We start from the raw sequence: 17,576 nt of genomic DNA on the forward strand, positions 1-17,576 counted from the left end.
TTCAAGATGTCTCCGTCGGAGACGCTCGCCCACAACTCGGCGATGCGTATTTCCGGCGCGGGCCGTACCGACGATGCGGCCAAGACGCAGAAGGCACTGGGTTCGATCGTGCTCGGCTTCGAGCTGATCATCGTTGTTCTCATTGGCCTGGCCATCTTCGGTCTCGGCCTGCTCGAGCCGCGCGAACTCGGCCTCTACATCGGCGGCGGCCTCGCGCTCGTCCAGATCATCGGTCTCGGGACGATGCGGATCGGTCGCGTCGGTATCATCGTCGGCTGGATTGCACACGCGCTCATGCTGCTGTGCGCATTCATCCTGCCGATGGCGCTCATCGTTGGTCTGCTGTTTACTGCACTCTGGGTGTACTGCATGATCAAGGGGGCGCAGATCGACCGCGGTCGCATCGCGCACTTCGCGGCAATGGGCCGCTAACATATTTGCCGAGTTCGCTCGGATACACTGAACGCCGGGGGACACCCCCGCAGCATTACATTTGAATGGAGCATGCATGTCCGTAGAAGCAACTCTCATCCTCGTGAAGCCCGACGGCGTCGCTCGTGGCTTGACCGGTGAGATTCTCCGCCGCATTGAGGCAAAGGGCTACACCCTCGCAGACATCCGCTTCGTGAACGCAGATCGCGAACTCCTTGCGCAGCACTACGCCGAGCACGAGGGCAAGCCGTTCTACGAGCCGCTCCTTGAGTTCATGCTCTCGGGTCCCATTGTTGCCATCAAGGCGGAAGGCGAGCGCGTCATCGAGGGCTTCCGTTCGCTCGCAGGCGCAACCGATCCCACGACCGCAGCTCCCGGCACCATCCGTGGTGATCTCGGCCGCGACTGGGGCCTCAAAGTGCAGCAGAACCTCGTGCACGGCTCTGACTCGACGCTCTCCGCAGAGCGCGAGCTGGGTCTCTGGTTCGCATAAGCGAGTACTCACCAGCACACACTGAAGGGCTGGCGCCGATCCGCAATTGGATCAGCGCCAGCCCTTCGGCATTGCAGCGAAGACTTAGACGTCTTCGGGAATGACGCGGACCGCGCCCTTGTCTGCCGACTGTGCGAACGCAGCGTAGGCACGCAGCGCATCGGTCACGGGACGGATACGGTTCTTCGGCTTGTAGCCGCCGTTTGCCTCGAGCTCTGCGCGACGGCGATCGAGCTCATCCTGGGGCACATCGAGCGTGAGCTCACGGGTCGGGATGTCGATCTTGATGATGTCGCCGTCCTCAACCAGAGCGATGACGCCGCCACGAGCCGCCTCGGGGGAGACGTGGCCGATCGAGAGGCCCGAGGTGCCGCCCGAGAAGCGACCGTCGGTGATGAGCGCGCACGCCTTGCCGAGACCGCGTCCCTTGAGGAACGAAGTTGGGTAGAGCATCTCCTGCATACCGGGGCCGCCCTTAGGGCCCTCGTAGCGGATCACAACGACGTCACCCTCGACGACCTGCTTGTTGAGGATCTTCTCAACAGCCTCGTCCTGCGACTCGCAGACAACTGCGGGGCCAGAGAACGTCCAGATCGACTCGTCAACACCAGCGGTCTTCACCACTGCGCCATCAACGGCGATGTTGCCGCGGAGCACAGCCAGGCCGCCGTCCTTCGAGTATGCGTGCTCAACCGAGTGGATGCAGCCACCCTCCTGGTTGAGGTCAAGCTCGCGCCAGCGCTCCGACTGCGAGAACGCGGTCGACGAGCGAACACCACCGGGAGCAGCGTGCCACAGCTCGAATGCCTTCTCCGAAGCCTTGCCACCACGCACGTCCCACTCGTCGAGCCACTCGCCGAGGGTCTTCGCGTGTACGGTGTGGACCTCGTCGTTGAGCATGCCGCCGCGGCGGAGCTCACCGAGGAGCGCGGGAATGCCACCTGCGCGGTGCACATCCTCCATGTAGTAGGTCTTACCGTTCGCAACATTCGGGGCGACCTTCGCGAGGCAGGGGACGCGACGCGAAACCGCATCGATCTCTTCCAAGCCGAAGTCGACGCCAGCTTCGTGCGCCGCGGCGAGGAGGTGAAGAATCGTGTTCGTCGATCCGCCCATTGCAATATCGAGCGCCATTGCGTTCTCGAAGGCAGCCTGGGTTGCGATGTTGCGGGGGAGAACGCTTGCGTCGTCTTCCTCGTAGTAGCGCTTGGTGATGTCCACGATGAGCTCGCCTGCTTCTTCGTAGAGTGCGCGGCGTGCGGTGTGGGTCGCGAGGGTCGAGCCGTTGCCCGGCAGTGCGAGACCGATTGCCTCAACGAGGCAGTTCATCGAGTTTGCGGTGAACATGCCTGAGCACGAACCACAGGTCGGGCACGCCGACTCCTCGATCTTCTGGAGATCTTCGTCAGAAACGTTCTCGTTCACTGCCTCAGAGATCGCGTCAACGAGATCAAGGGTGCGAACCATGCCGTTCGCGAGCGTCGCGCGACCCGACTCCATAGGGCCGCCCGACACGAACACGACGGGGATGTTCAGACGCAGCGCTGCGAGGAGCATGCCCGGGGTGATCTTGTCACAGTTCGAGATGCAGATAAGTGCGTCAGCGCAGTGTGCATTCGCCATGTACTCGACCGAATCAGCAATGATGTCACGCGAGGGAAGCGAGTACAGCATGCCGCCGTGGCCCATTGCGATGCCGTCATCGACAGCAATGGTATTGAACTCTCGGGGGATGCCACCTGCGCGGGTGATCGCCTCAGAGACGATGCGACCGACGGGTGCGAGATGGGTGTGGCCGGGGACGAACTCGGTGAACGAGTTTGCCACGGCGATGATGGGCTTGCGGCCAAGATCGGCGCCGGGAACGCCGGCTGCACGGAAGAGCGCACGAGCGCCAGCCATGTTGCGGCCATGGGTAACAGTAAATGAGCGATAGGCGACCATAACTCATATTATCCACCCCTTTTTCCAGGTGGGAGGTCGGGGCGCGAACAGAGTTACTACTAGTACTCCTGGTACTATGAATGCATGATTCGTCCCCGTACCCCGCGTGGTGTCCAGCTCGGTGAGTTCCTTGCCACGAAACGCAAGGGCGTGGATCGAGCTGGCCTCGGCCTGCTCGGCGGCACGCGCCGCTCTTCCTCTGGCCTGAGTCGCGAGGAAGTAGCGATTCTCGCCGGCATGAGCGTCAGCTGGTACACCTGGCTCGAACAGGGTCGCGACATTAACGCCTCACGTCAGGTGCTCGCGGCAGTCGCTCGCGTGCTGCAGCTCACTTCTTCTGAGGCGGAGTACGTGTTTGCGCTCGCTGGGCCGAACGCAGACTTTTCTGTAGTCGAGCACAAGATGGCGCCAGCGCATCTGCAGCGACTGATCGACTCGCTCGATTACCCGGCGTTCATCGTGTCGTCGGCGTGGGACATTCTCGGCTGGAACCAAGGTTACGAATGGCTATACGGCCCCATTGCGACGCTCCCCACTGCGGAACGCAACCTGCTTGGCCTCGTGTATACCGATCCGCGCCTGCGAGAAATGCTCCCCGATTGGGAGAGCGATAGCCGCGCATTCATGGCCGAGTTCCGTGCAGAGTCCGGTGCGCGCCTGAGCTCAGAAGGCCACCGCGAGGTCGTCGAACGTCTGCTCGCGCAGAGTGAAGACTTCAAGCGGCAGTGGGCAGAGCAAAGCGTCGAGCGCTTCAAGTCTCGGTTGCGCACATTTGTGCACCCGGAAGCTGGCGTGCGAGTATTCGAGCATCATCGCCTGGTGCCGTCAGACGCGACCGATCTGCACGTCGTGATGTATGTGCCCGTCGTGGAGCCGGTTGCGGAAACGGCAAGTGAGCCGACCGCGAGCTAACTAGCCTCGGCGCACGATCTCGTCGTACTTACGGAACACCGCGTTGAGTCCGCGATCGAACGCGGCCCGGTCCTCTGGCGCGATGGCGCGGACCAGCTCGCGAGAGACCTCGGCGTGCGCCAGCTGGCGCACCCGCATTTCTTGATGCGCCATTGGCGTAAGGGTGACGAGTACCGCACGGCGGTCGTGTGGGTCGGCGGCGCGGATCGCGTAACCAGATTCCACCAAGCCGTCAATCAATGACGAAATGCTGCGCGGGGTGATGCCCATCGCCCGGGCGAGCGCCTGCTGGGACGACGGACCCGCGTGGAACAGCGTCTGCATCGCCTGGATTCTGGCAGCCGTCAGTGACGTGCCCTTGAGTGAACGGTGCTCGTTTCGCTTGAAAAGTGTGCTGATAGCGAGCAGTCGGTCGAGCAGGGTCGGGTTCACGCCTTTACGCTAGCACTTTGTGAGGTGGTGTAATGAACGCGTTGCCACTTTGGTAGTGGGGTGATTGACCTGTCATATGGCGGATCGTGGCTCCCTCGGGCGTGTTTGGGAAGTGTTGGTGTGGGGTGATCGTTACCACCTGTAATGATGAGTTGTTCGCGATGGGCGTGCTTCAGCTGGCTTGCGAATTGGCCACTTCACGGTCGAATGTCGGTGGCAAAAGGTAGGGTGAGAAACATGGAAACCACGCGCAGTGTTCGGCCTTTTGAGGTCATCTCGGAATACGAGCCGAGCGGCGATCAGCCGAAGGCGATCGAAGAGCTTGCTGCGCGCATTAACGCTGGCGAGACTGACGTCGTACTGCTCGGCGCAACCGGCACCGGTAAGTCGGCGACCACGGCCTGGCTGGTCGAGGCCGTGCAGCGTCCGACGCTCGTCCTCGCGCACAACAAGACGCTGGCTGCACAGCTAGCGAGTGAGTTCCGTGAACTTTTCCCAAACAACGCGGTCGAGTACTTCGTGAGTTACTACGACTACTACCAGCCTGAGGCGTACGTTCCGCAGACAGACACCTTCATTGAGAAGGACTCCTCGGTGAACGCCGAGGTTGAGCGCCTGCGCCACTCAACAACGAACGCGCTGTTGTCTCGGCGAGACGTGATCGTAGTTTCGACGGTCTCGTGCATCTATGGCCTTGGCAAGCCTGAAGAGTATTACGAGGCGATGGTGCCGCTCGTAGTGGGCGACCGCCTCGACCGCGATGTGCTGCTGCGTCGCTTTGTCGACATGCAGTATCAGCGCAACGACATCGAGTTCGTGCGTGGCAACTTCCGCGTGCGCGGCGACACTGTCGAAATCATCCCGATGTATGAGGAGCTCGCGATTCGCATTGAGTTCTTCGGTGACGAGATCGAGGCGCTTTACTATCTCCATCCACTCACGGGCGACGTCATCAAGCAGGTTGAGACTGTTTCGGTGTTCCCTGGCTCGCACTACGTTGCTAGCCGCGACGTCATGAACCGCGCGATGGGCACGATCGCGACCGAGCTCGACGAGCGTCTCGCCGAGCTCAAGCGCCAGAACAAGCTTGTTGAAGAGCAGCGTCTTCGCATGCGCACGACGTTTGACCTCGAGATGATGGAGCAGATCGGTTTCTGCTCAGGCATCGAGAACTATTCGCTGCACATTGATGGGCGCAAGCCAGGGGAGGCGCCACACTGTCTGCTCGACTACTTCCCGGACGACTTCCTCGTCGTCATCGACGAGTCGCACGTGACCGTGCCGCAGATCGGCGCAATGTACGAGGGTGACGCTTCGCGTAAGCGCACGCTCGTTGACCACGGCTTCCGCCTGCCGAGTGCGCTCGACAACCGGCCGCTGAAGTTCGCAGAGTTCAAGGAGCGCGTCGGCCAGACGATTTACCTGTCGGCAACGCCGGGTAAGTATGAGATGGAACGCGCAGACGGCATCGTCGAGCAGATCATCCGCCCGACAGGCCTGATCGACCCTGAGATCGTCGTGAAGCCCTCCGAAGGTCAGATCGACGACCTTCTCGAAGAGGTGCGCGCACGCGCTGAGCGTGATGAGCGCGTGCTCGTCACGACCCTCACCAAGAAGATGGCTGAGCAGCTGACCACATTCATGGAGGAGGCGGGCGTTCGCGTTCGCTACCTGCACTCAGACGTCGATACGCTGCGCCGCGTCGAGCTACTTACGGAGCTGCGCGCTGGCGTGTACGACGTATTGATCGGCATTAACCTGCTGCGAGAGGGCCTTGACCTTCCCGAGGTGTCGCTCGTTTCGATTCTTGACGCAGACAAAGAGGGCTTCCTGCGCTCCTCGACGTCACTCATTCAGACCATTGGTCGTGCGGCACGTAACGTCTCGGGTCAGGTACACATGTACGCCGACAAGATTACGCGTTCGATGCAGGAGGCGATCGAAGAGACTAATCGCCGCCGTGAGATTCAGGTCGCATACAACACCGAGCATGGCATCGACCCGCAGCCCCTCCGGAAGAAGATCGGTGACATCACCGAGATGCTCAACCGTGAGGCGGCCGACACCGAAGATGTGCTCTCGCGCTCTGGCGCACACGCACAGCGCAAGGGTGGGTCGGCGCAGAAAGCGAAGGGCAAGGCTGCGGCCCGCGCCGGCGCAATCGCTTCCGAGGGTGCGGCGAAACTCGAAGAACTCATCAGCGAACTCACCGAGCAGATGCTGCTCGCAGCAGAGGAACTCAAGTTCGAGCTCGCCGCGCGCCTGCGTGATGAGCTCACTGAGCTCAAGCGTGAGCTGCGGAGCATGGATGAGGCGGGCCACCTCTAGGCCTGACGATCCGCGCCCACTCAAACGATCAGGAAACAACGGAGCACCGATGACCGCAGCTACGAACGCCACCCGCGGGGCGAACATCCCCGCCCTCGAGCGCGCATCAAATGTGACCTGGCCGGAATGGCTCGAGCTGTTTGCGGCCGCGAATGCCGCATCACTCAGCCATGGCGAGATTGCGACAGTCGCACTTGCTCGAATGCCAGCCGCGCTTGAGAATCCGGAGTGGTGGGCGCAGATGGCGACGATCGCGTTCGAGCAGCACGTGGGCATTCGACGCCCGGGCCAGTCGGCAGACGGCACGTACCGGGTGAGTGCGAGCCGCACGATTGTGGGGGACCGCGATGCGGCTATCGAATTCTGGGCCAAGGCTGCGCTCAGCACTAATTTTCTCGGGGCCGAGCGGTCCGAGCCGCGCCGCTCGCGCACCGATAAGCGAACGTTCTGGCGGTCGAACCTGACCGGGCTCGGCAAGCTTGAAGTGGCGGCTGCCGTCAAGGACGAGACGAAGACGATCGTGACGATGAGCCATGAGGGGCTTCCGGCCGAGAGCGACGTCGAGAGTTGGCGAGCATTTTGGAAGGAACAGCTCGCTCGCTTTCCCAGCGCATTTTAATCGCACATATGTTCGAACTATTGCCCTTCGCAACGTAAGATAGAGCCGTGACTTCGAAGAACTTCGACCTTGCCCCCAGCACCCCGATTCGCTCCTCAGCAGCGCACGCCGAGATTAGTGTCAAGGGTGCCCGCGTCCACAATCTCCGCAATGTCGATCTGTCGATTCCGCGTGACTCCATGGTGGTGTTTACCGGCCTTTCAGGCAGCGGTAAGTCCAGCCTCGCGTTTGACACGATCTTCGCAGAGGGTCAGCGCCGCTACGTTGAGAGTCTGAGCGCGTATGCCCGCCAGTTCCTCGGCCAGGTTGACCGCCCAGACGTTGACTTCATCGAGGGCCTGAGCCCCGCGGTTTCGATCGACCAAAAGTCAACAAACCGCAACCCGCGTTCGACCGTCGGCACGATCACCGAGATTTATGACTACATGCGTCTACTCTGGGCGCGCGTTGGCATCCCGCACTGTGCGCAGTGTGGCGAAGCTATCCAGGCACAAACGGTGCAGCAGATCGCCGACCGCCTCATGGAGCTTGAAGAGCGTACCCGCTACCAGGTGCTCGCTCCCGTCGTGAGCAAGAAGAAGGGCGAATTTGTCGACCTCTTCCAGGAGCTCGCTGCTGGCGGCTACTCACGCGCGATCGTTGATGGCGAGATGATTCAGCTTTCCGAGCCACCCAAGCTCAAGAAGCAGGTCAAGCACGACATCTCTGTCGTCATTGACCGTCTCGTGGCGACGCCTGACGTTCTCGGCCGCCTCACCGACTCACTCGAGACCGCGTTGCGTCTCGCTGGTGGCATCGTCGCGATTGAATATGTTGATCGCGACAAGGGGAGCGACGACCGAGTGCAGCTCTTCTCGGAGAAGCTCAGCTGCCCGAACCAACATCCCGTGCAGCTCACCGAGATCGAGCCCCGCACATTCTCGTTCAACGCGCCTTTTGGCGCCTGTGGCGCTTGTTCAGGTCTCGGCACGAGCATGTCAGTTGACGAAGACCTTGTGCTCGGCGATCCGGCTCTCTCGATTGCAGAGGGCGTGATCGTTCCCTGGACGAGTCAGGGCAAGAGCCTCTATCAGTACTACGAAAAGCTGCTCGTCGGCCTCGCAGACGACCTCGACTTCTCACTCAAGACCCCGTGGGGCGAGCTTGATGAAGAGGTGCGTGAGGCGGTGCTGCACGGTAACAACTTCAAGGTGAACGTTCGGTGGAAGAACCGCTTCGGCCGTGAGGTGAAGTATTCGAGCGGTTTTGAGGGCGTTATTCCCTTCATTGAGCGCCAATACGCCGAGGCGGAGTCTGACGCGAAGCGCGATCGCTGGCAGGAGTTCCTGCGCGAGGTGCCCTGCCAGTCGTGTGCAGGGCAGCGCCTGAAGCCCGAGGTGCTCGCAATTACCGTCAACGAGCAGTCGATCTCGCAGGTTACTGAGCTGAGTCTGTCGAACGCAAAGCAGTTCTTCGACGAGGTCACCCTGACCGAACGCGAGGCAAAGATTGCGGCGCAGGTGCTCCGTGAGATCCGCCTCCGTTTTGACTTCCTCATTGAGGTCGGCCTTGGCTACCTCACGCTCGCACGCGCAGCAGGAACGCTTTCTGGCGGCGAAGCACAGCGTATTCGCCTGGCAACGCAGATCGGCTCCGGCCTCACCGGAGTGCTGTACGTGCTCGATGAGCCGTCGATCGGCCTGCACCAGCGCGACAACCGCCGCCTCATCGAGACGCTCGTGAAGCTACGCGATCTCGGCAATACCCTTATCGTCGTTGAGCACGATGAAGAGACGATCGAGGCAGCTGACTGGATCGTTGATATCGGACCAGGTGCGGGCGTTGAAGGCGGCACGGTTGTCCACTCGGGCAGCTACGCAGAATTGTTGAGCAACCGCGAGTCTGTGACTGGCGACTATCTCGCGGGCCGTCGCAGTATCGAGACGCCGAAGCAGCGTCGCAAGCGTGACAAGAAGCGCGAACTCAAGGTCGTTGGCGCACGCTCAAACAACCTCCAGAACGTTGACGCGACGTTCCCGCTCGGTGTCATGACCGCGGTTACCGGCGTCTCGGGCTCGGGTAAGTCGACCCTCGTGAACGACATCCTGTACCGCGTGCTTGCGAACCAGCTCAATGGTGCACGACTCGTTCCCGGCAAGCACACCCGCATCACCGGTCTCGAACACCTCGACAAGGTCGTGCACGTCGACCAGGCCCCAATTGGCCGAACTCCGCGGTCGAACCCCGCAACCTACACGGGCGTTTTTGACAAGATTCGAAATCTGTTCGCTGAGACACCCGAAGCGAAGACTCGCGGCTATCTGCCCGGTCGCTTCAGCTTCAACGTCAAGGGCGGCCGTTGTGAGGCGTGTTCGGGTGACGGCACCCTCAAGATCGAGATGAACTTCCTGCCCGACGTGTACGTCGCGTGTGAGATCTGTGGCGGCAGCCGCTACAACCGCGAGACGCTGCAGGTCCGTTACAAGGGCAAAAACATCTCCGAGGTTCTCGAGATGCCGATCGCTGAGGCCGAGTCGTTCTTCGAGCCAATCTCGTCGATCCACCGCTACATGAAGACCCTCGTCGACGTCGGGCTTGGCTACGTGCGCCTCGGGCAGAGCGCGACAACGCTCTCCGGCGGCGAGGCGCAGCGCGTGAAGCTCGCAACCGAACTTCAGAAGCGTTCGAACGGCCGCAGCATCTACGTGCTGGATGAGCCGACGACCGGTCTCCATTTCGAAGACGTGCGCAAGCTCCTGCTCGTGCTCAACGGTCTCGTTGATAAGGGCAACACGGTCATCACCATCGAGCACAACCTCGATGTCATTCGCAGCGCCGATTGGGTCATCGACCTCGGCCCCGAGGGCGGCTCTGGTGGTGGCACGATTCTCGCTACGGGCACCCCCGAGCAACTCGCTGAGCACCCCGAGAGCCACACCGGCCGATTTCTCGCAGAGGTGCTGCACGGCCGTGAAGCGAAGGCGGCCGCAAAGGCCAGCAAGTGACACCTGAAGACAACCGATCTTCCTTCCGCCCTGCGCAGGGGGAGATCCCCACCAGCCCCGGCGTGTATCGGTTCAGCGACCGATACGGCCGGGTGCTGTACATCGGCAAAGCAAAAAACCTGCGCCAACGGCTCGCAAACTATTTCCAGCCGATGCACGCACTCATGCCGCGTACGCAACGCATGCTCATGCTTGCCGCCAAGCTCGACTGGACCGTTGTCGCAACCGACACTGAATCGCTCGTTCTTGAGCACACCTGGATCACGGAGTTCAAACCTCCGTTCAACGTCCAGTTCAAGGACGACAAAACCTATCCGTACCTTGCCCTCACCCTTCGTGAGGAGTCGCCACGACTCATCATTACTCGCAACGAGCACATCCGTGGCGCGAAGTACTTTGGCCCGTATCCGAAGGTGTGGGCGCTCAAAGAGACGGTTTCGCTACTGCAGCAGGCATTCCCGATCCGCACCTGTAACGACGCCGATTACAAGCGAGCCATGACCTCCGGTCGGCCGTGCCTTGCCGGCCAGATTGGCCGGTGCGGTGGTCCGTGCTCCGGCACGATCAGCATCGCTGACCACCGGGCGCGGATCGAGGAGCTCGGCGCATTTCTCGCTGGTGCCGATGACTCACACCTCAAAATCCTCGAGCGTGAGATGAAAGCTGCAGCTGTTGAGCAGCGCTACGAAGATGCCGCCAAGCTCCGTGATCAGATGCAAGCCGTTGCTCACGTACTTGAGAAAAACGCGATCGTGCTCGGCATGGACGTCAACCTCGACGTGTTTGGCCTGCGATCTGACGAGCTGTCTGCCGCGGCACACCAGTTCATCATTCGAGGCGGCCGTATCCGCGGTGAGCGTAGCTGGATCGTTGACGTTGAACTCGACGACTCACCATCGCGACTCGTCGAACAGGTGCTGCAGTCGGCATACCCGCAGGATCGCGAGCCACCTGCGGAGATCCTCGTATCTGTCATGCCAGACGGGGTCGAGGAGCTGCAAAAGGCGCTCGGCAAGCAGCGTCCACGCGGCGGCAGGGTGAAGATCCGCATCCCAGAACGCGGCGATAAGGCCCAGCTGATGGATCGTGCAATCCTGAACGCGGGGGAAAACCTCGTACGGCACAAGCTCAAGCGTGCGAGTGACATCACCGCCCGCACCGATGCGCTCGCCGAGATTCAAGATGCGCTTGGTATGGACGTCGCGCCGCTACGCATTGAATGCATCGACGTCTCGCATTTGCAAGGCACGAACGTCGTGGCCTCCCTCGTGGTGTTCGAAGATGGCCTGCCTGCGAAGAGCGAGTATCGAAAGTATTCCATCGAGGCGACAACGGACGATACCGACTCGATCTATCAGGTGGTCTCACGTCGTGCCGCACAGCTCAATCAGCGTGAGGCAGCCGGCGATCTTCCCAACGGCGTGTACCGTGATCGCCCGCAGCTGCTGATCGTGGACGGTGGCGAGCCACAGGTCGCTGCTGCTGCCCGTGCGCTCTCAGAACATGAGATCACCGACGTGATGCTGTGTGGCATCGCGAAGCGACTCGAGGAGATCTGGCTTCCTGAAGATCCATTCCCCGTCATTCTGCCGCGCACAAGTGACGCACTGTTCCTGGTCCAGCGAATTCGCGATGAGGCACATCGTTTCGCGATCACGTTCCAACGGCACAAGCGGAGTTCGGCGATCTCGACGCAGCTTTCTGAGATTCCAGGCCTCGGGCCAAAGCGTGTCAAGGAGCTGCTGAAGCGCTTCGGATCTGCCAAGCGTTTGCGTGCTGCAACGGTCGCTGAGATCTCCGCGATGCCTGGTTTTGGTGATCGCTTGGGGGAGCAGGTACACCGTCATCTCGCGGCGGCGACAGAAGCCGCCACAGCCGGTAAGCTGGAGGTTCCTGAAACGGATCAGACCAAAGGCGAGGCTTCATGAGCGAAGAGAAATCGATTCAAGAGATCTTGATCGTCACCGGAATGTCAGGTGCCGGGCGTAGCACCGTTGCAAACACGCTTGAAGATCTTGGTTGGTACGTTGTCGACAATCTTCCGCTTTCCATGGTGAAGACTCTTGCTGACATGGCAGATAAGTCTGGCGGAGCATTGCCCCAGATTGCGGCCGTCATTGACGCGCGTGGGCGCAACTTGTACAGCGACATTCAGTCAACAGTTGCTTCACTTCGAGAAAATGCGTCAGTACACGTGGTTTTCCTTGACGCAAACAATGACGTACTTGTGCGTCGTTACGAACAGGTACGTCGCCCACACCCGTTGCAGCTTGAAACTGGCGGCCTCCTTGAAGGCATCCGCCTCGAACGTGAGCGCGCGAGCGAACTTCGCGCGTCGAGCGACGTGGTGATCGATACGTCAAACTACAACGTTCACGGTCTCACCACCCACGTTCGTGACTTGTTTTCGTCGGAAGACACCCCCGGGCTGCAGCTCAGCGTAATGAGCTTTGGATTTAAGTACGGAGCGCCAACTGACGTGGATCTCATGGCAGACATGCGTTTCCTACCAAACCCATTCTGGGAAACTGATCTGCGTTCGCTCACGGGACTCGACGGACCTGTGAAAGACTATGTGCTTGCGCAAGAAGGCGCAGCAGAGTTTCTCGAGCACTACGTAGCTTCTCTCGCGCCAGTTCTTGCTGGGTTCCAGCGTGAGAACAAACGTCATGCGGCGCTTGCAATCGGCTGCACTGGTGGCAAACACCGGTCAGTCGCAATGGCCCGCGAGCTCGCAGATCAGTTTGCTGCCCTCCCTGGCGTGAGCGTGTCGCTCCGTCATCGCGACCTCGGTCGCGAGTAGCGCACACATTTTGATTTTCTGTTGAACTTTCGTTGAGAGGACTCTTCTCCGTGCCGACTACCGCTGAAGTCAAGGGCGAGCTCGTCCGCATTCCCGTCCAGCCGACTGGGGTACGGATGGCTGAGGTTGCCACGACGCTTCGCCTTTCTGGAGGACTGCACACCATCAACGGTCGCATCGTCCTCGAGGCCGAACTGCACACCCCGCAGATCGTTCAGCGTGTCCGTAAGGACCTCGCCGAGCTGTACGGCGTTCGCGCTGACGCCAAGCAGCTGCCCCCCACCACGGTTCGCCCAGGCGCACCGCAGTTCCTCGTACGTGTACTTGACGGCGAAACCCTCGCCCGTCAGCTTGGTCTGCTCGATCAGCGCCGCCGCCCGATTCGCGGCTTGCCGAACCGCGTCGCTACCGGCGATGCAGCAGAGCTCGCAGCGGCACTCCGTGGCGCATTCCTTGCGCGCGGTTCGATCACCCCTCCCGGCCGCACCGCAGGCCTGGAGATCGCTTGCCCCAGCAGCGAGGTCGCTATGGCCCTCGTCGGCGCAGCAGGCCGTATCGGCATCGATGCCAAGAACCGCGAGGTTCGCGGTACGAGCAAGCTCCTCGTGCGCGATGGTGAAGCCATCAGCGCGATGCTCGGTGCGATGGGTGCCATCGGTGCCCGCACCGAGTGGGACAACCTGCGCAAGGCACGTGAGACCCGTGCGACCGCAAACCGCCTCGTGAACTTTGATGACGCAAACCTGCGCCGATCCGCGCAGGCCTCCGTTACCGCGTGTGCTCGTGTGGAACGTGCGCTTGAAATTCTTGGCGACGATGTTCCCGAGCATCTCAAGTACGCAGGCATGCTGCGCCTGCAGCACCGCGAAGCAAGCCTCGATGAGCTCGGTACCAAGGCCGAGCCTGCGCTCACCAAGGACGCAATCGCTGGTCGCATCCGTCGCCTGCTCGCAATGGCAGACAAGGAAGCGCTCGCAAAGGGCATCCCCGGTACCGAAGCGAGCCTGCCCGAATTCGCAGAAGGCAACTAGTCCTCTAAGCGATACTCCCGGAATACCCCGGGAGTATCGCTAACTGCGAACGAATCTGCCCGCCCGCCGCGCGCCGTAGCGAGTAGAGTGGGCATACACGAACACCGATTTGAAACGGAGCAAGGCTATGGTTTACACCCTTCCTGAGATGCCCTACGATTACGCAGCACTGGAGCCGCACATTAGCGGCAAGATTATGGAGCTGCACCACAGCAAGCACCACCAGGCATACGTTACCGGCGCAAACGCAGCCGTTGAGGCGCTCGCAGAGGCTCGCGAATCGGGCAACCTTGCAAACGTGAACAAGCTTGAGAAGGACCTCGCGTTCAACCTCGGCGGTCACGTGAACCACACCATCTTCTGGAACAACATGTCGCCCGAGGGTGGCGAACGTCCCGAGGGTGAGCTCGCAGCTGCAATCGACGAGTTCTTCGGCAGCTTCGAGAAGTTCCAGGCACAGTTCACCGCGACTGCACTCGGCGTGCAGGGCTCGGGCTGGGCTGCACTTGCGTGGGATTCGCTCGGTCAGCGTCCGAACATCGTTCAGCTCTTCGATCAGCAGGGCAACCTTCCCGCTGGCACCACTCCGCTCCTCATGCTCGACGTGTGGGAGCACGCGTACTACCTCGACTACCTCAACGTTCGCGCTGACTACGTCAAGGCATTCTGGAACATCGCAAACTGGCAGGACGTCGCACAGCGCTTCGAGACCGCTCGTTCGCAGACCCCCGGCCTGATCTAATTTCCGTTAAGCGGGTGGGTGACTCTTTCGTCACCCACCCGCTTCGGCATGTTCTCCCGAAATACCACTAGGAGTATTCACCGCTATGCGCACGCTTGAAGACCTCGGCTCGCTCGCTTCGCGAACGGTTATCGTTCGCTGCGACCTCAACGTCCCCCTTTCGGAGGGCGTGATTACCGATGATGGGCGGATCCGCGCATCTCTCACCACCATCCGCGAGCTGCGCGCTGCGGGTGCACGCGTGGTGCTCCTTTCCCACCTCGGCCGCCCCAAGGGTGCGCCCGAGGATCGCTTCTCGCTGCACCCCGTTGCGGCTCGCATGGCTGAGCTTCTCGAAGCTCCCGTGCAGTTCGTAGGGGAGACCGTTGGCGCAGAGGCAACTGCTGCAGCTGCAGCACTGAACGACGGCGACGTACTGCTGCTCGAGAACCTCCGCTTCAACGCAGGCGAGACCAGTAAGGACGACGCAGAGCGCCGCGCCTTCGCTGAGCAGCTCGCAGCACTTGGTGAGTTCTTCGTTTCCGACGGCTTCGGTGTTGTGCACCGCAAGCAGGCAAGCGTCTACGACCTGCCTCAGATTCTTCCGAGCGCCGCTGGCCGCCTCGTTGCGGCTGAGACGGTCGTCCTTGAGCGCCTTACCGAGAACGCAGAGCACCCCTACACCGTCATCCTCGGTGGCTCGAAGGTCTCTGACAAGCTCGGCGTCATCTCGCACCTCATCGAGCGCGTTGACACGCTGCTCATCGGCGGCGGCATGCTCTTCACCTTCCTCGCGGCCCAGGGCCACAAGGTCGCTTCGAGCCTCCTCGAAGAGGACCAGCTCGAGACCGTCCGCGGCTACCTCGCTGACGCAGAGCGTCGCGGTGTCCGCATCGTTCTCCCGACCGACATCGTGGTTGCTGAGCGCTTCGCAGCCGATGCGGCACACGAGATCGTCGCAGCTGACGCGATTGAGTCGAGCGCGTTCGGCGAGGCCGGCATCGGCCTCGATATCGGCCCCGACAGTGCAGCAGCGTTCGCTGAGGTCATTCACGCTTCGAAGACGGTCTTCTGGAACGGCCCCATGGGCGTGTTCGAGATGGATTCCTTTGCACATGGCACCCGCACCGTTGCTCGCGCACTCACCGAGACCGACGGCTTCACCGTTGTTGGTGGCGGCGACTCGGCTGCGGCAGTTCGCGCACTCGGCTTCGCAGATGACCAGTTCGGTCACATCTCGACCGGCGGCGGCGCAAGCCTTGAGTTCCTTGAAGGCAAGCAGCTTCCCGGTCTCGAGGTAATCGCATGAGCGCACAGTTCACTCGCACTCCGCTGATCGCGGGTAACTGGAAGATGAACTTCGACCACCTGCAGGCAATCGCATTCGTGCAGAAGCTTGCATGGGGCCTGAAGGACGCAAAGCACGACTTCGCTGACGCAGAGGTTGCCGTCTTCCCCCCGTTCACCGATTTGCGTTCGGTGCAGACCCTGCTTTCTGCCGACAAGCTCGCACTGAGTCTCGGCGCTCAAGATGTTTCGCCGCAGGCCTCCGGCGCGTTCACCGGAGACATCTCTGCCGCGATGCTCACAAAGCTTGATGTTCAGTACGTCATTATCGGTCACTCGGAGCGTCGCCACGGTCACGGCGAGTCTGACGAGGTCGTGGCGGCGAAGACTGCTGCAACCGCACAGGCTGGCATGGTTCCTGTGATCTGCGTCGGCGAAACCGCTGAAGATCTCGAGACACACGGTGCCGCCGCGGTTCCCGTTGCTCAACTGCGTGCGGCTCTCGCCGGCGTACCGACCGGCGCTCCCTTCGTGGTTGCGTATGAGCCCGTGTGGGCGATTGGGAGCGGCCAGGCCGCAACTCCCGAGCAGGCTCAGGCTGTCGCTCAGGCACTTCGCGCAGCGATCACCGAAGTTGCAGGCGAAGAGGTCGCCAACGCAACTCGTGTCCTGTATGGCGGATCGGTCACCAGCGACAACATTGCAGCGTTCATGCGCCAGCCAGATGTTGACGGCGCACTGGTAGGTGGCGCTAGCCTGAAGGTGGACGAGTTCCAGCGGATCATCCGATTCCGCCAACACGTCGGCGCGTAGCCATTTCAGGGCCGTTCGGCGGCTATACTGGTGTCTGGTCCGTCGGCGCCGCGCACCTCGCGCGACGCCAAGTGAAAGGTTTCCTCAGTGCTCGTAGTTAAGATCATCCTCTTGGCGCTGCTTGTTCTTACGAGCTTGCTCCTGACGCTGTTCATCTTGCTGCACAAGGGTCGCGGTGGCGGCCTCTCCGACATGTTCGGTGGCGGTATGGGGTCAGCGCTCGGGTCGTCGGGTGTCGCAGAGCGAAACCTTAACCGTATTACGGTTGTCGTCTCGATCGTTTGGGTTCTCTCGATCGTCGGCGTCAACGTTATTGATCGCTTCACGCTGATCTAAGTTTTATCTTCTAGAAAGCAGGTCACTCGTGGCAGGCAGCAGTAATGCTATCCGCGGTGCCCGCGTCGGTTCTGGTCCCATGGGGGAGCAAGATCACGGCGTGCGTGCCGAACGTGTACAGGTCTCATACTGGGACGCACTGGGCAACGAAACGATCCGCTACTTCTCGGCTGATGTCGCCGACGAAGAAATCCCGGATCAGATTGATTCGCCGACCTCGGGCCTGCCCGCTGGTCGCGACAAGAACGAGCCGCCGCAGGTCGTGAAGAACGAGCCGTACAAGACGCACCTCGCATATGTGAAGGAGCGTCGCACCGAAGAGGAAGCTGTTGAGCTTCTCGAAGAGGCTCTGCAGAAGCTTCGTGCTCGTCGCGGTCGCCGCTAGGCACAACGACTCACAATAGGAAAGGCCCCAACCAAAACGCTTGGGGCCTTTCCTAT

The 17,576-nt window shown here is 61.2% G+C and carries 16 protein-coding genes; 14 read left to right on the forward strand and 2 right to left on the reverse strand.

The genetic code is table 11. The features are described from left to right. Positions 1 to 6: 6 nt before the first annotated feature. Positions 7 to 432: a DUF4233 domain-containing protein gene (locus ICL81_RS05050; RefSeq protein ID WP_188034133.1), complete on the forward strand. Its 426-nt coding sequence runs from the start codon at positions 7 to 9 to the stop codon at positions 430 to 432. 76 nt (positions 433 to 508) lie between these two features. Next, a complete protein-coding gene (gene ndk / locus ICL81_RS05055) occupies positions 509 to 925 on the forward strand; it encodes a nucleoside-diphosphate kinase (protein ID WP_188024004.1) in 417 nt (138 codons plus the stop codon). An 84-nt stretch (positions 926 to 1,009) separates the two neighbouring features. On the opposite strand, the gene ilvD is transcribed toward ndk, so the two are convergent. Further along, on the reverse strand, positions 1,010 to 2,869 hold the full coding sequence (ilvD, locus tag ICL81_RS05060) for a dihydroxy-acid dehydratase (protein WP_188033868.1): 1,860 nt from the start codon (positions 2,867 to 2,869) through the stop codon (positions 1,010 to 1,012). 84 nt (positions 2,870 to 2,953) lie between these two features. On the opposite strand from ilvD, the gene ICL81_RS05065 reads away from it, so the two are divergent. After that, a complete protein-coding gene (locus ICL81_RS05065; RefSeq protein WP_188033869.1) occupies positions 2,954 to 3,781 on the forward strand; it encodes a helix-turn-helix transcriptional regulator in 828 nt (275 codons plus the stop codon). Here ICL81_RS05065 and ICL81_RS05070 read toward each other — a convergent pair whose 3' ends face one another. Continuing rightward, positions 3,782 to 4,213 carry a MarR family winged helix-turn-helix transcriptional regulator gene (locus ICL81_RS05070; RefSeq protein WP_188033870.1) on the reverse strand — a complete coding sequence of 144 codons (432 nt, stop codon included), beginning with the start codon at positions 4,211 to 4,213 and terminating at the stop codon, positions 3,782 to 3,784. It abuts the gene before it with no gap. A gap of 237 nt (positions 4,214 to 4,450) precedes the next feature. On the opposite strand from ICL81_RS05070, the gene uvrB reads away from it, so the two are divergent. The 11 genes from uvrB to ICL81_RS05125 all read left to right on the forward strand — a co-directional run bounded on the left by uvrB (position 4,451) and on the right by ICL81_RS05125 (position 17,520). Further along, a complete protein-coding gene (gene uvrB, locus ICL81_RS05075; protein ID WP_188033871.1) occupies positions 4,451 to 6,541 on the forward strand; it encodes an excinuclease ABC subunit UvrB in 2,091 nt (696 codons plus the stop codon). A 49-nt stretch (positions 6,542 to 6,590) separates the two neighbouring features. Beyond that, positions 6,591 to 7,160: a hypothetical protein gene (locus ICL81_RS05080; RefSeq protein ID WP_188033872.1), complete on the forward strand. Its 570-nt coding sequence runs from the start codon at positions 6,591 to 6,593 to the stop codon at positions 7,158 to 7,160. 86 nt (positions 7,161 to 7,246) lie between these two features. Continuing rightward, a complete protein-coding gene (uvrA, locus tag ICL81_RS05085; protein ID WP_188034134.1) occupies positions 7,247 to 10,144 on the forward strand; it encodes an excinuclease ABC subunit UvrA in 2,898 nt (965 codons plus the stop codon). Beyond that, the gene (gene uvrC / locus ICL81_RS05090; protein ID WP_188033873.1) at positions 10,141 to 12,072 is read left to right on the forward strand and encodes an excinuclease ABC subunit UvrC; all 1,932 of its coding nucleotides are present in this window, start codon (positions 10,141 to 10,143) and stop codon (positions 12,070 to 12,072) included. The genes uvrA and uvrC overlap by 4 nt, the downstream gene beginning before the upstream one ends. Beyond that, positions 12,069 to 12,947, forward strand: a complete 879-nt coding sequence (rapZ, locus tag ICL81_RS05095; RefSeq protein ID WP_188033874.1) for an RNase adapter RapZ — start codon at positions 12,069 to 12,071, stop codon at positions 12,945 to 12,947. The genes uvrC and rapZ overlap by 4 nt, the downstream gene beginning before the upstream one ends. A 50-nt stretch (positions 12,948 to 12,997) precedes the next feature. Further along, positions 12,998 to 13,978 (forward strand): DNA-binding protein WhiA, encoded by a 981-nt coding sequence (whiA, locus tag ICL81_RS05100; RefSeq protein ID WP_188024012.1) that lies wholly within the window; start codon positions 12,998 to 13,000, stop codon positions 13,976 to 13,978. Positions 13,979 to 14,105: 127 nt separating this feature from the next. Then, a complete protein-coding gene (locus ICL81_RS05105; RefSeq protein WP_188033875.1) occupies positions 14,106 to 14,720 on the forward strand; it encodes a superoxide dismutase in 615 nt (204 codons plus the stop codon). An 85-nt stretch (positions 14,721 to 14,805) separates the two neighbouring features. Beyond that, positions 14,806 to 16,008 carry a phosphoglycerate kinase gene (gene pgk, locus ICL81_RS05110; protein ID WP_188033876.1) on the forward strand — a complete coding sequence of 401 codons (1,203 nt, stop codon included), beginning with the start codon at positions 14,806 to 14,808 and terminating at the stop codon, positions 16,006 to 16,008. Further along, positions 16,005 to 16,799: a triose-phosphate isomerase gene (tpiA, locus tag ICL81_RS05115; protein WP_188033877.1), complete on the forward strand. Its 795-nt coding sequence runs from the start codon at positions 16,005 to 16,007 to the stop codon at positions 16,797 to 16,799. Before pgk ends, tpiA begins: the two co-directional genes overlap by 4 nt. An 87-nt stretch (positions 16,800 to 16,886) precedes the next feature. Next, on the forward strand, positions 16,887 to 17,135 hold the full coding sequence (gene secG, locus ICL81_RS05120; protein WP_188024016.1) for a preprotein translocase subunit SecG: 249 nt from the start codon (positions 16,887 to 16,889) through the stop codon (positions 17,133 to 17,135). 28 nt (positions 17,136 to 17,163) lie between these two features. After that, complete coding sequence (locus tag ICL81_RS05125; RefSeq protein ID WP_188033878.1) at positions 17,164 to 17,520, forward strand: RNA polymerase-binding protein RbpA; 357 nt, start codon at positions 17,164 to 17,166, stop codon at positions 17,518 to 17,520. The last annotated feature ends 56 nt before the right edge of the window (positions 17,521 to 17,576 follow it).

Source organism: Leucobacter sp. cx-328, from assembly GCF_014530035.1.
Classification (GTDB): domain Bacteria; phylum Actinomycetota; class Actinomycetes; order Actinomycetales; family Microbacteriaceae; genus Leucobacter.